A 13,547-nucleotide genomic window follows, 5' to 3' on the forward strand; every position below is an offset into this window, starting at 1 on the left:
CCAGGAATGCTTGGGCGGCTGGCCGGATCGATTGCGCGGCATGGTTTTCCTAGGTTTTCCCCATGGTCAAAAACCCGGTTCCCCTGCGCCGCAAGGCGATCGCGCTCGCCTCCGCGCTGCTCCTGGCCGCCTCGCTCACGGCCTGCGCCACGCCGACCGCCGCGAGCAGCCCGTCGTCCGGCCCGTCGTCCAGCAGCACGTCCGCGCCGACGAGCGCGGCCGCGCCCGTCGAGTTCCAGACGCGCAAGGTGGTGAACGCCGAGCACGAGCTGGTCTTCCACGTCGTGGACGGCAAGCTGCCCGCGCTGGTCCTGGACGCGGGCGGTGGCCTGAGTTCGTCGTACTGGAAGGACCTGGCGCCGCGGTTGGCGAAGGCCACCGGGTCGAAGGTGATCACCTACGACCGGGCGGGCGAGGGGGAGAGCGACGAGGTGTCGGGGCCGTTCAAGGTGGAGAACGCGGTGTCGGACCTGGAGGCCGGGCTCAAGGAGCTGGGGGTGACCAAGGACGTCGTGCTGGTGTCGCACTCGATCGCGGGTGAGGTCGCCACCACCTTCGTGAACAAGAACCCCGGCTGGGTGTCCGGTGCGGTCCTCGTCGACGCGAACGTGCCCGACTTCTTCTCCGACGGGATGCTGGCGGCGTTCGAACCGCTCATCGAGGAGCAGCGGAAGGCCCTGATGGCGCAGGCGTCGACCAAGAACAACCGCCAGCTGCTCGCCGTGCTGGTCGACTACGCCCCCGTCCACCGCGCCTTCCACCAGGCGACTTGGCCGAAGGACGTGCCGGTGACCGTGATCGTCTCGGGCGAGACCCCGTTCGTCGACAGCCCCGAAGCGGCGGGGCTGTGGAGGGACGCGCAGGCCGCGTTCGCGCAGGCGGGGCCGAACCGGAAGCACGTGGTCGCCGAGGGGACCTCGCACGAGAACATCGTCACCGAACGCCCGGAGGTCATCACCACGGCGATCGACGACGTCCTGAAGGCCGTCCGCTAGCCCAACCGCACTGGTAACGAGCGCAGGCCGCGGAACAGCGGCGAGTGCTGGTAGCGCAGCACGTCCGCGGCGAGTTCCCACGTGGGGAAGCGGTCCAGCAGCTTGCCGAACGCGATCTCGCCCTCCAGCCTGGCCAGCGGGGCGCCGAGGCAGAAGTGGGCGCCGTGGCCGAACGCCAGGTGGCCGCCCGGCCTGGTCGGGTCGAACGCGTCGGGGCGGTCGAAGCGGGCGGGGTCGCGGTCGGCGGCGGCCAGTGAGACGAGCACCACCTGGCGTTCGGGGATCGGCACGCCGCCGATCTCCACGGGTTCGGCGGTGAACCGCGGGGTGGCGGTGACGAGCGGGCCGTCGAAGCGCAGGAACTCCTCCACGGCGCCGGGCAGCCGGGAGCGGTCCGCCCGCAGTGCCGCCAGTTCCTCCGGATGGCGCAGCAGCACCAGCACCCCGGTGGAGATGAGGTTCACCGTCGTCTCGTACCCGGCGGTCAGCACCAGCAGCGCGGTGGACACCAGTTCGGCGTCGTCGAGCCCGGAGTGGACCAGGGCGCCCAGCAGGTCGTCGGCGGGCGTGGTCCGCTTGGCCTCGACCAGCCTGCCGAAGTACGCGGTCATCTCGCGGGACGCGGCCTCGAACTCGTCGTCGTGGCTGTCGGTCGACAGCACCGCGCCCCACGCCCTGAGTTCCGCGCGGTCGGCCTCGGGAACGCCGAGCAGGTCGCAGATCACCAGGAACGGCAGCGGCAGCGCGAGGTCGGCGACCACGTCTACCTCGCCGGTCATCGAGTCCAGCAGCCGGTCGGTGACCGCCTCGATCCCCGCCCGCAGCTCCTCGACCCGTCGAGCGGTGAACGTGCTGCTCAACGGCTTGCGCAGGCGTGCGTGGTCGGCGCCGTCGCTGTTGAGCATGTGGAACAGCGGCGGCTGGTCGGACGGTGTGAAGCGCTTGCGCAGGCGCTGGTCGGCCAGCGCGGCGCGCGCCTCGGCGTACCCGGTGACGATCCAGATCTCCCGGCCGCCGGGATCGGTGATCCGCTCCACCGGCGCCTTCGCCCGCGAGCGGGCGAGCACCGGGTGCGGGTCGGCGTAGTACCGCTCGCTGAAGAACATCCGCATCCCCCCGGCACCCGATGGTCCTGCGATCGGGAGGCGGGCGATAGGTCCATTACGGGTGCACACAGCACGAGGCGCCTGCGACCTCGTCAGGTCGCAGGCGCCTCGTGCTTGATCCGCTGTGTGGTGCCGGCGCTGGGAGGGCCACCGGCTCGCACCCTCGAGATCAGCCTAGCGCATCTTCGAACACACGTTCGAGTGATCCTGTCACCTTTTGGTTGCGACACGGACCGCGAAGCGTGAGGTGACCATACCTATCCACGCGTGTGGGCTGTTCGTTACCGAAGATGTCAACCTCCCGATCGGCGGGTTAACCGTTAGTTACTGCACCTTCCGTCGTTCACTCGATACGGGGAGGATCTGCGGACCCGCCAACATCCGGAGGACGTTTTGAGACCACCCCTGCCCCGCGTCGGACTGGCGGTCACCGCCGCCACCGCCGTGACGCTGGCCATGGCGCTGCCGGTGACCGCGAACGCCGCGCCGAGCCCGGACGCGCTCATCGCCGAGGTGTACGGCGGTGGGGGCAACTCCGGCGCGACGCTCACCCAGGACTTCGTCGAACTCGCCAACAAGGGCGCCGCGCCGGTCTCCGTCGACGGCTGGAGCGTGCAGTACCTGCCCGCGAGCGCCAGCGCGGCCAGCACGTGGCAGCTCACCCCGCTGGCGGGCTCGATCGCTGCGGGCGCGCGCTTCCTGGTCGCCGAGGCGAAGGGGACCGGCGGCACGATCGAGCTGCCGACGTCCGACGCCACCGGCACGATCGCGATGGCCGCGGGCGGTGGCACGGTCGCGCTCGTGTCCGGTACCGCAGCGCTGACCTGCAAGACCGCCGCCGACTGCGCCGCGGACACCCGCGTGAAGGACCTGGTCGGCTACGGCTCCGCCACCGTCGTCCGCGAGGGCACGGCCACCGCCACGCCTGCCAACACGACGTCGGCCGCCCGCGGCGCGGCGCTGGCCGACACCGACGACAACGCCGCCGACTTCACCGTCGGAGCCCCGACGCCGGTCAACAGCAAGGGCCAAGCGCCCGGCGGCGGCACCCCCGATCCCGACCCGGACCCCGATCCCGTGCCCGGTGACAAGCGCGTCCACGACATCCAGGGCTCCGGCCGGGTGTCGCCGCTGCTCGGCCAGCAGGTCGCGGGCGTGCCCGGCATCGTCACCGGCACCCGCACCTCCGGCGACCGCGGCTTCTGGATCCAGGACACCCAGGTCGACGCCGACGCGCGCACCAGCGAAGGCGTCTTCGTCTACACCAACGCCGTCCCGTTCACCGTCGTGCCGGGCGACTCCGTGCTGGTCAGCGGCACCGTGGCCGAGTACCGGCCCGGCGGCGACACCGGCACCAACCAGACCCTGACCGAGATCGCCACGCCCACGAGGATCTCCGTGGTGTCGCAGGGCAACCCGGTCCCCGCGGCCGAGGTGGTCACCGCGACGTCCATCCCCGAGGCCTACGCCCCGGACGCGGGCGGCGCGACCATCGAGACCATCCCGCTCGACCCCGCCAAGTACGCGCTCGACTTCCTGGAGGCCCGTGAAGGCCAGCTGATCCAGGTCAGCGACGTCCGCTTCACCGGTCCGACCAACGAGTTCGGCGAGGGCTGGATCACCACCAAGCCCCAGCAGAACCCGGCGGTCCGCGGCGGCACCGTGTACACCGGCTACGACCAGCCCAACAGCGGTCGGCTGAAGATCAAGGCGGGCAGCGCGGCGCTGCCCACGGCGAACACCGGCGACGTCCTCAAGGGCGCGACGGTGGGCGCGCTGGAGTACACCAACTTCGGCGGCTACACGCTGGCGGTCAACTCGCTCGGCACCTACGCGTCCGGCGGCATCAAGCCGGAGGTGACCGGCGGCCAGCGGCAGAGCGAGCTGTCCGTGGCCACCTACAACGTGGAGAACCTGGCGCCGACCAACCCGCAGGCCAAGTTCGACCGGCTCGCGGGCGCGGTCGTGACCAACCTCAAGAGCCCGGACGTCGTGGTGCTGGAGGAGATCCAGGACAACAACGGCGCCACGGACGACGGCACGGTCGCGGCCGACGTGACGCTGGCGAAGTTCGTCGACGCCATCGCCGCCGCGGGCGGTCCGCGCTACCAGTCGCGGTCCATCGACCCCGGCAACAAGACCGACGGCGGTGAGCCGGGCGGCAACATCCGGGTCGCGTTCCTGTTCAACCCCGCGCGGGTGTCCTTCGTGGACAAGCCCGGCGGCGACGCGACCACCCCGGTCGCCGTCGTGAAGGACAAGGGCCGGGCCGCGCTGTCGGTCTCGCCCGGTCGCGTCGACCCGGCGAACCCGGCGTGGGCGAGCAGCCGCAAGCCGCTCGCGGGCCAGTTCACCTTCCGCGGCCGCACCGTGTTCGTGGTCGCCAACCACTTCAACTCCAAGGGCGGCGACCAGGCGATGCACGGCCGCTTCCAGCCGCCCGCCCGCAGCTCCGAGGTGCAGCGGCTGGCGCAGGCCACGTCGCTGCGCACGTTCGTGGACCAGGTGCAGGCCGTCGACAAGGGCGCGAACGTCGTGCTCGCCGGCGACATCAACGACTACCAGTTCTCCCCCGCGGTGCAGAAGCTGACCGCCGGCGGAGCCGTCGTCGACCTCATCGGCACCCTGCCGCCCGCCGAGCGCTACAGCTACGTGTTCGAGGGCAACGCGCAGGTCCTGGACCACATCTTCCTGAGCAAGAACGTCAAGCGGTTCAACTACGACGTGGTGCACATCAACGCCGAGTTCGCCGACCAGGCCAGCGACCACGACCCTCAGGTCGTGAAGGTGCGGCCCAGCACGGGCAGCGCCATCGTCGACGAGGTCGTGTTCCTCGTCGAGGACCTGCTGGAGCACTTCCACCAGGTCTGACCGGACGCGCCACCGGACGGGGCCCGCTTCGGCGGGCCCCGTTCCGCGTTCTCAGGAGCCGCTGTAGGTCGCGGTGGTGGCCACCACGACGGCGGTCGTGACGGCGGCCTGGATGGCCTGCACGGCCTTCTTCACGGCCGTGCCCGCCCAGTCGCCCTCGCTGATCTCCTTGGCCCGCTCCTTGAGCGCCTTCTTGTCGCCCTCCACGACCTTCGGCACGACGCCGATGGCGTGCAGCAGCGCGATCAGCGTTCCGGCGCGTTCACCCGGCTGCCTGCCGCCCACGAGCGCCGCCGTCAGCTCCGCCCGCACCGAGTCCTCGTGCGCCGAGTCGACGGCGGGCCACGTCTTGCGCGGGAACAGCCCCAGCACCTTGTCCTTCTCCTGCTTGATGAGCCCGCGCCCGGCGAGCGCCTCCAGAACGGTCTCGCGCACGTTCTTCGTCAGCACCTCGACGGCCCGCTGCGGCTTGGCGGGCGCCTTCTCCGCCAACCGCGCCAAGCCCGCCTCCAGCACCGGCTCGTCGAGCGCGGCGGTGTCCATCACGTGCAGCTTCCCGCCCTCCTCCGCGACGCGTCCGGCGGTGACCAGGTCGACCAGCACCGCGCCGGCGAGCGCGTGGTCGGCGGAGGTGCCGTCGGTGATCAACTTGCCGGAGTCGTCGTCCAGCAGGAGCAGCAGCAGGTCCTCGGCGAGAGTAGGCATGGTTTCGACGCTAGCGCAGACCACGGCTCCCCGAACCTCGAACCGGGATGCGTCGAACCCGCCCCCGCGACCGGCGTTCTCGGCCAGAATCCGCTGATGACCGTGGAATTCACCGCCGTGTGGGCCGCGTCCGCGCTGGGCGAGCACCGCCCGTGCGAGGACACCTACGGGCGCTTCCCGTACGACAGCGTCCCGTCGTTGGACGACCTGCCGTTCACCGGCTCGTACGAGTGGTTCGGCGACCTCGGCGAGGTCGTGGACGACCAGCGCACCGCCGCGCTCCGGGACCTCGAACGGGCCGCCGCGGCCGCGGGGGTCGTGCTCCCGGCGGATTTCGTGACCTTCGAGACCCACTCGAAGACCCGCGGCGCGCTGGTCGAGGCGTCCTGCTGCTGGAGCAACCTCTCCGGTCTCATGCCGAGCCCCTTCGAGGAGGGCGCGTACCTCGTGCGCTTCCTGCGCGACCAGCAGGACTGCGTCATCTGGTACCTCTACCTCCGTCCGGGCCAGGACGCCTTCGTCGTGCACTCCCACGAGCTGGCCTGGTACCTGGACCACCCGCTCGAGGACGACGACTGGGAGCCGCAGCCCGAGCTGACCGCGGCGGAACTGGCCGCCGAGGTGTCCTGGTGCGCGCCGTCCTTCGAGCAGTTCGCCTACCGGTTCCGGGTCGAGAACCGGCTCTGGGACGTGCTGGTCGAGGGCAGCCGCGAACCGGAGCCCGCCGAGCGCGACTACCTGGAGCGGTACGCGTTGTGCCGCAAGGGATAGCGAGCCCGGACGCGGTGGCGCCCGGTGGTCCTTCCCCGAACCTCCCACCTTGACCGGTACGACGCCTTGATGGTCGGGAAGAACTGGAAACCGTTGCCGCGCAAGGAGACCCGAACGCAGCAGCGCCCCGGACGTCGAGCTTGTCCGGGGCGCTGACCTGCGGAGGATACGGGATTTGAACCCGTGAGGGGGTTAACCCAACACGATTTCCAGTCGTGCGCACTAGGCCACTATGCGAATCCTCCGTGGTCCAGCCTAGCGGACCCCCGCGGCCCGAACCAAAACGGGGTCGGCGCGGCGGGGGTGAACGGGTTCCGGTTACACTTGAGCCGGACCTCGTGCGGTACTCATCTCGCGAATCTCCCCAGGGCCGGAAGGCAGCAAGGATAAGCGGGCTCTGGTAGGTGCACGGGGTCCCCTTTTTTTGCCCTGGTGGAGCGGGTTCGCTCCCAGTGCGTCCAGGACTGTCGTACCTCACCGGTAGGGTCTCGAACCGTGGCGCTCGCCCTATACCGCAAGTACCGACCGGCCACCTTCGCCGAGGTGGTCGGGCAGGAGCACGTCACCGATCCGCTGCGCATCGCGCTCGGAACGGGCCGGATCAACCACGCGTACCTGTTCTCCGGGCCGCGCGGTTGCGGCAAGACGTCCAGTGCTCGGATCCTGGCCCGCTCGCTGAACTGCGCGAAGGGTCCGACGCCCGATCCGTGCGGCGAGTGCAACTCGTGCGTCGGGTTGGCGCCGAACGGGTCCGGCACGGTCGACGTGGTGGAGCTCGACGCGGCCAGCCACGGTGGTGTGGACGATGCCCGCGAGCTGCGGGACAAGGCGTTCTACGCCCCGGCCGAGGCCAAGTACCGGGTGTTCATCGTCGACGAGGCGCACATGGTCACGACGCAGGGCTTCAACGCCCTGCTGAAGATCGTGGAGGAGCCGCCGGAGCACCTGATCTTCATCTTCGCGACCACCGAACCGGACAAGGTGCTGCCGACGATCCGGTCGCGCACGCACCACTACCCGTTCCGGCTGATCCCGCCCGGCTCGATGCGCGCGCTGCTGGAGCGCAACTGCGCGGCCGAGGGCGTGACCGTGGCCCCGGCGGTGTTCCCGCTGGTCATCCGCGCGGGCGGTGGTTCGGCGCGCGACACGCAGTCGGTGCTCGACCAGCTGCTGTCCGGCGCCGGTCCGGAGGGCGTGACGTACGAGGGCGCCACGGCGCTGCTCGGGGTCACCGACGTGGCGCTGATCGACGACGCGGTCGACGGCCTCGGCGACGGCGACGGCGCCGCGGTGTTCGGCACGATCGACCGGCTCGTCGAGGCGGGCCACGACCCGCGCCGGTTCGCCTCCGACCTGCTGGAGCGGCTGCGCGACCTGGTGCTGCTGTGCGCGGTGCCGGACGCGGCCGACCGGGGGCTGGTGTCGGCGCCCGAGGACGAGCTGGTCCGGATGGTGGCGCAGGCCAGGAGGATCGGCCCGGCGACGCTGACCAGGTTCGCCGAGATCGTGCACACCGGACTGGTCGACATGCGCGGCGCCACCGCGGCCCGGCTCGTGCTGGAGCTGGTCTGCGCGCGGATGCTGCTGCCCGCCGCGAGTTCCACCGAAGCCGCTGTGCTGCAACGCGTCGAGCAGCTGGAGAAGCGCGGTCCGGCCCCGGCGGCCGCGGTCGCCCCGGCAGCCCAGGCCGCCGCCCCGGTCGTGCAGGCCGTCGCGGCGGCAGCCCCGGCGCAGGCCCCCGTCGCCGCGCCCCCGGCGCCCGTGAACGGGAAGCCCGCCTTCCAACGCCCGTCCCAGCGCGCCGCCGAGCCGGAACCCGCCCCCGAGGAGCCGGTGGCCGCGCGTCCCGCGGTCGTGCCGCCGAGCCGTCCGGCCGTCGAGGCCCCGAGTCCCGAACCCGTCGAGCCAGAACCCGAGCCGGAACCGGTGGCAGCGGGCGGCGGCCTCGACGTCGCCGCGGTCCGCCGCCGGTGGGCCGAGCTGGTCACGGCGGTGCGGGCGGTCAACACCGTCACGGCGGCGATGCTCGCCAACGCGATGGTGACGGACGTCGACGGCACCTCGGTCGTCATCTCGCACCCGTCGGCCCCGGTCGCGGGCAGGCTGACCGACGCCCGCGCTGTCGGTGCGCTCACGCAGGCGTTCGGCACGGTCCTGAGCGGTTCGTGGCAGGTCACCGTCGTGCACGGCGACCCGGCGGCCGGTGGTCCCGTGCGCCCGGAGAAGACGAAGGCCGCCAAGCCCGCGCCGACCCGGCCGAGCCAGGCGGGCAAGGCCGCGGCCGTCCAGCCGCCGCAGCGCCAGTCGTCGGGCCGCCCGCCCGCCGACGACGTCCCGCCGCCTCCGGAGCCCCCGGACCTCGACGAACCCCCCCTCCCACCGGAGCCGGTGGACGAGGAGGAGATGCTCGCCGAGGCGTCGCTGCCGACCGACCCCGACGCCCCGCGCCAGGACCCCGAGGCCGCTGTGCTGCAACTGCTGGCGGACGAGCTGGGAGCCCGTCCCCTGAAGACGGAGCGCGCGAAGCGCTGAGTAGTCCCACGGGTTGAGGGGTGTACCGCGGTCGCGGTACGCCGAGGTGTCTGCGGCAGTACGACGATCTTGGGCCGTCATCGGACCACTCTTGGGGAACCACCGGCGATCCCCCAGGAGCAGCGATGATCGAGGTAGCGAACCTCACCAAGCGGTACGGGGCCAAGACCGCGGTCGACGGGCTCACCTTCACCGTCGAGCCCGGCACGGTGACCGGTTTCCTCGGTCCGAACGGGGCGGGCAAGTCGACCACCATGCGGATGCTCGTCGGCCTGGACACGCCGACCTCCGGCACCGCCAAGGTCAACGGCAAGGTCTACGCCCAGCACAAGGCGCCGCTGCGGGAGATCGGGGTCCTGCTGGAGGCCCGCGCGGTGCACCCCGGCCGCTCCGCCCGCGACCACCTGCTGGCGATCGGCGCCACGCACGGCATCACCGCCAGGCGGGTGGACGACGTGCTGGAGCTGGTCGGTCTCACCGAGGTCGCGCGGCGTCGGGCGGGCAACTTCTCGCTCGGCATGGGCCAGCGGCTCGGGATCGCCGTCGCGCTGCTGGGCGACCCGCACACCGTCATGCTGGACGAGCCGGTCAACGGCCTCGACCCGGACGGCATCAAGTGGATCCGCACCCTCCTCAAGGGACTGGCCGCCGAGGGCCGCACCGTCTTCATCTCGTCGCACCTGATGAGCGAGATGGCGCTGACCGCCGAGCACCTGATCGTGGTCGGCCGCGGGAAGCTCATCGCCGACGTGTCGGTCGCCGACCTCATCGCCTCCGCGACCCGCGGCGTGCACGTCCGGAGCCCGCGGGCGAACGACCTGGTCCGCCTGCTCAACGGCGACGGCGTGAAGATCAGCTCGGTCGGCGGCGGCGTGCTCGACGTCATCGGCCTGACCACGGAGGACATCGCGCTGCGCGCCATGGCCGCCGGGATCCCGCTGTACGAGCTGACTCCCCAGCGCGCGTCGCTGGAGGAGGCCTACATGGAGTTGACCGAGGAGTCCGTCGAGTACCACGGCGGCACCACCACGTCGTTCGGGAAGGCAGCCTGATGAGCACCACGACCATGGAACGACCGGTGGCGCGCATGAGCGCCGAACCCGAACCGCGCCTGCGCTTCACCGGCGTGCTGCGCAGCGAGTGGGTGAAACTGCGGAGCGTCCGGTCCAGCTCGATGACGCTGCTGGGGGCCGCGTTCGCGATGCTCAGCGCGGGCCTGATCTTCGCCTCCACGAGGACCGGCGGCGGCAACGGGCCCGGACCGCGCGACCTCGTCGACCCCACGGCGATCTCGCTGGCAGGCGTCAACATCGCGCAGCTGATCATCGGCGTGCTGGGCGTGATGGTCGTGTCGAGCGAGTACTCCACCGGCATGATCCGGTCCACGCTGACCGGTGTGCCCACCCGGCTGCCGGTGCTCGCGGCCAAGGTCGCCGTCGTCATCGGCACGGTCTTCCCGACCATGCTGGTGATCGCGCTCTCCGCCTTCCTCGGCGGCCAGGCGATCATGGGCGGCGCCGACCTGCCGACCGCCGCGCTCGGCGACCCCGGCGTGCTCATGGCGATCGTCGGCTCCGCCGCCGCCCTGACCGGCATCGCGGTGATCGGCGTCGCGCTCGGCTCGATCACGCGCAGCACCGCGGGCGCCCTCTCCACGCTCTTCGGCCTCGTGTTCCTCGCACCCGGACTCGGCCAGCTGCTGCTGCCGACCTCGTGGCGCGACGACGTGCTGAAGTTCCTGCCCTCCAACGCGAGCGGTTCGTTCACCAGCGTCGTGCCCCCGGCCGACGGGCTGGGCACCACCGCAGGCGTGCTCGTGTTCGCCGCCTGGGTGGTCGTGCCGCTGATCGTCGCCGCGGTGCTGCTGCGCCGCCGCGACGCGTAACACGACCTAGGCTTCGGGGGTGTCCACGATGTTGTCGAGGTCCCGCGCACTGGCGCGACGGCACCCGGTCGTCGTGGACGCCCTCTTCGCCGTCGTCCTGTACCTGCCCAGCGCCTCGTCGCACGGGCCTCCCTGGATGGTGGCGCAGCCCAAGCCGCCCATGTCGCTCGTCCTGCTGGCGCTGGTGTTCGCGGTGTTGGCGGTGCGCCGCAGGTGGCCGTTGGGGACGCTGGTCGTGACCGCGGTCGGCGTGGTCCCGGCGGTGGTGTTCGGCTTCGAACTGGAGCCGTTCCTGCTCCCGGTGGTGATCGCGACGTACACGCTGGCCGTCCGCACCGACCGGTGGACCGCGCTCAGCTCGGCGGTGCCCATGGTGGTGTTCCTCGTGCTCGTGGTGCTGCTGCTGACCCCCGCGCCCGGTTTCACCAAGGAGAGCTTCGCCCGGTTCGCCTGGATCGGCATGGCGGCGGCGATCGGCGACGCGGTCCGCAGCCGCCGGGCGTTCATCGCGGCCATCGAGGAACGCGCCGTGCGAGCCGAGCGGACCCGCGAGGAGGAGGCCCGCCGCCGGGTCGCCGAGGAGCGGCTGCACATCGCCCGCGAGCTGCACGACGTGGTCGCGCACCACATCGCGGTGATCAACGTGCAGGCCGGGGTGGCGGGCCACCTGATCACCTCGCAGCCCGAGGCCGCCGCCGAGGCGCTCGGCCACGTCCGCCGGTCCAGCCGGGCCGTCCTGGACGAGCTGGGCGGCCTGCTCGGCGTGCTGCGCAGGCCGGAGGAGTCGAACACCCCAACCGAACCCGCGCCCGGCATGGCGCAGCTGGACTCGTTGGTGGACGCGTTCCGCGCGTCCGGCCTCGACCTGCGCTCGACGTTGACCGGCGAGGTCCGCGACCTGCCCGCCACCGTCGACCTGGTCGCCTACCGGGTGGTGCAGGAGGCGCTGACCAACGCGCACCGGTACGGCACCGGCACGGCGCGCCTCTCGGTGGTCTACACGGCGTCCGAGATCATCCTGGAGATCACCAACGCGCTCGGCGGCCAACCGCGCGACGGCGGCACCGGCCTCGGCCTCGTCGGCATGCGGGAACGGGCGGGCGCGGTCGGCGGCACCATCCGGACCGGGATCGACGGGGACGACCGGTTCCGCGTCCTCGCCACCCTGCCCCTCCAGCTCGGGAAGAAGCCATGACGATCCGCGTCCTGCTAGCCGACGACCAGGCGCTCATCCGCGCCGGGTTCCGCGTCCTCATCGACTCCGCGCCCGACCTGGAGGTGGTGGGGGAGGCGACCAACGGCCTGCAAGCGCTGGAACTGGTCCGCAGCACCCGCGCCGACGTGGTCCTGATGGACATCCGGATGCCCGAACTCGACGGCCTGGAGGCGACCCGGCGGATCAGCGCCGACGAGGACCTCGTCGGCGTGAAGGTGCTCATCCTGACCACGTTCGAGATCGACGACTACGTCGCCAAGGCGATCCGGGCCGGTGCCAGCGGCTTCCTCGGCAAGGGCGTCGAACCGGCCGAGCTGCTGGCCGCGATCCGCACCGTCGCCGAGGGCGACGCGCTGCTGTCCCCGAAGGCCACGCAGTCGCTGATCAGCCAGTTCCTGTCCCAGCCCACGACGAACGCCGCCACCCCGGAACGCCTGACCGTGCTGACCCAGCGCGAACGCGAGGTGGTCGCCCTGGTCGCGAACGGCCTGTCGAACGACGACATCGCCTCCCGCCTGTTCGTCTCGCCGCTCACCGCGAAGACCCACGTCAACCGGGCGATGATGAAGCTCCAGGCCCGCGACCGCGCCCAGCTCGTGGTGATCGCGTACCAAACGGGCTTGGTCCAGCTCTAGCGCGCGACGTAGGCCAGGATCGAGGCCGCGATGGCGTCGGCGTACCGCTGCTTGCCGTTCTCGCTGCTGAGCACGGCGGCTTCGGTGGCGTCGCGCATGTTGCCGCACTCGACGAACACCGCGGGCCGCTCGGACAGGCTCAGTCCGGCCAGGTCGTCACGCCCGTCCAGGCCGTCGCTGCCGATGTAGTTGGCGGGGGAGAACCCCGCCCGCGCCATGCCGTCGCGCAGCACCGTCGCGAGCTTGAGCGAAGGTTCGCCCTGCGCCTCGTTGAGCGCGGGATCCGGGTAGGCGACGTGGAAGCCGTTGGCCCCGGCCGCCTCCGAGCCGTCGGCGTGGATCGACACGACCGCCGCCGCGTTCGCGCGGTTGCCGATGTCCGTCCGCACGTCCACGCACGGCCCGACGCCGGTGTCGTTGTCGCGGGTCAGCACGACGGTGACGTCCTTGGCCGTCAGGGCGGCCCGCACCCGTTGCGCCACGTCCCAGTTGAACGCGTGCTCGGGGTAGCCCGCGTTGGTCTCGGTGCCGGTGGTGTCGCACGCCTTCACCTGCCCGCCACCCGCCGGGACCTGCGCGCCGATCTCCTCGGGAGCGGCCGCGTTGCCGCCGTTGTGGCCGGGGTTCAGCACGACCACGACCTCTTCCCGCGATGGTGCGGGGGAGGGGGTCGTGGTGGTCGGCGCGGGGGAGCTGACGGGGAAGGCGACCGAGGGGATCGGGTCCAGCAGCGGGGTGCGCGTGGCGACGGGGGCCCCGGTGCCGCAGCCCGCCAGCACGAGTCCGATCACCGCCACAGCCGTCCACCCGCGCACGCCGCACACGGTGCCA

At 71.9% G+C, this 13,547-nt stretch carries 11 protein-coding genes, 1 tRNA gene and 1 other RNA gene; 9 read left to right on the forward strand and 4 right to left on the reverse strand.

Annotated features, from left to right (window positions below; translation table 11 throughout):
- The first annotated feature begins 62 nt into the window (after window positions 1–62).
- Entirely contained in the window at window positions 63–995 is a 933-nt protein-coding gene (locus RM788_RS26295; protein ID WP_315934442.1) for an alpha/beta fold hydrolase, read from the forward strand.
- On the opposite strand, the gene RM788_RS26300 is transcribed toward RM788_RS26295, so the two are convergent.
- The gene (locus RM788_RS26300; RefSeq protein ID WP_315934443.1) at window positions 992–2,101 is read right to left on the reverse strand and encodes a cytochrome P450 family protein; all 1,110 of its coding nucleotides are present in this window, start codon (window positions 2,099–2,101) and stop codon (window positions 992–994) included. The two genes, RM788_RS26295 and RM788_RS26300, sit on opposite strands and share 4 nt — an antisense overlap.
- Before the next feature lie 393 nt (window positions 2,102–2,494).
- Between RM788_RS26300 and RM788_RS26305 the strand changes: the two genes are divergently transcribed.
- The gene (locus RM788_RS26305; RefSeq protein ID WP_315934444.1) at window positions 2,495–4,972 is read left to right on the forward strand and encodes a DUF8508 domain-containing protein; all 2,478 of its coding nucleotides are present in this window, start codon (window positions 2,495–2,497) and stop codon (window positions 4,970–4,972) included.
- Window positions 4,973–5,023: 51 nt separating this feature from the next.
- Here the strand turns inward: RM788_RS26305 and RM788_RS26310 are convergent, their stop codons facing one another.
- Window positions 5,024–5,677 (reverse strand): GOLPH3/VPS74 family protein, encoded by a 654-nt coding sequence (locus tag RM788_RS26310; protein WP_315934445.1) that lies wholly within the window; start codon window positions 5,675–5,677, stop codon window positions 5,024–5,026.
- Window positions 5,678–5,773: 96 nt separating this feature from the next.
- On the opposite strand from RM788_RS26310, the gene RM788_RS26315 reads away from it, so the two are divergent.
- The gene (locus tag RM788_RS26315) at window positions 5,774–6,448 is read left to right on the forward strand and encodes a hypothetical protein (RefSeq protein ID WP_315934446.1); all 675 of its coding nucleotides are present in this window, start codon (window positions 5,774–5,776) and stop codon (window positions 6,446–6,448) included.
- A 160-nt stretch (window positions 6,449–6,608) separates the two neighbouring features.
- Here the strand turns inward: RM788_RS26315 and RM788_RS26320 are convergent.
- Window positions 6,609–6,693 (reverse strand) — tRNA-Ser (locus tag RM788_RS26320).
- An 82-nt stretch (window positions 6,694–6,775) separates the two neighbouring features.
- Between RM788_RS26320 and ffs the strand changes: the two genes are divergently transcribed.
- The 6 genes from ffs (at window position 6,776) to RM788_RS26350 (ending at window position 12,716) form a co-directional block, all read left to right on the forward strand.
- An RNA gene (gene ffs, locus RM788_RS26325) (signal recognition particle sRNA small type) lies at window positions 6,776–6,872 on the forward strand.
- A 71-nt stretch (window positions 6,873–6,943) separates the two neighbouring features.
- Complete coding sequence (locus tag RM788_RS26330) at window positions 6,944–8,980, forward strand: DNA polymerase III subunit gamma and tau (protein WP_315934447.1); 2,037 nt, start codon at window positions 6,944–6,946, stop codon at window positions 8,978–8,980.
- Window positions 8,981–9,105: 125 nt separating this feature from the next.
- Window positions 9,106–10,032 (forward strand): ABC transporter ATP-binding protein, encoded by a 927-nt coding sequence (locus RM788_RS26335; protein ID WP_315934448.1) that lies wholly within the window; start codon window positions 9,106–9,108, stop codon window positions 10,030–10,032.
- Window positions 10,032–10,865, forward strand: a complete 834-nt coding sequence (locus tag RM788_RS26340) for an ABC transporter permease (RefSeq protein WP_315934449.1) — start codon at window positions 10,032–10,034, stop codon at window positions 10,863–10,865. Before RM788_RS26335 ends, RM788_RS26340 begins: the two co-directional genes overlap by 1 nt.
- A 28-nt stretch (window positions 10,866–10,893) precedes the next feature.
- A complete protein-coding gene (locus RM788_RS26345) occupies window positions 10,894–12,060 on the forward strand; it encodes a sensor histidine kinase (RefSeq protein WP_315934765.1) in 1,167 nt (388 codons plus the stop codon).
- Complete coding sequence (locus RM788_RS26350; protein ID WP_315934450.1) at window positions 12,057–12,716, forward strand: response regulator transcription factor; 660 nt, start codon at window positions 12,057–12,059, stop codon at window positions 12,714–12,716. The genes RM788_RS26345 and RM788_RS26350 overlap by 4 nt, the downstream gene beginning before the upstream one ends.
- Here RM788_RS26350 and RM788_RS26355 read toward each other — a convergent pair.
- Window positions 12,713–13,531, reverse strand: coding sequence for an N-acetylmuramoyl-L-alanine amidase (locus tag RM788_RS26355; protein WP_315934451.1), 819 nt, complete (start codon window positions 13,529–13,531; stop codon window positions 12,713–12,715). The genes RM788_RS26350 and RM788_RS26355 overlap by 4 nt on opposite strands.
- Window positions 13,532–13,547 lie beyond the last annotated feature (16 nt).

It is taken from the genome of Umezawaea sp. Da 62-37, from assembly GCF_032460545.1.
Lineage (GTDB): Bacteria > Actinomycetota > Actinomycetes > Mycobacteriales > Pseudonocardiaceae > Umezawaea.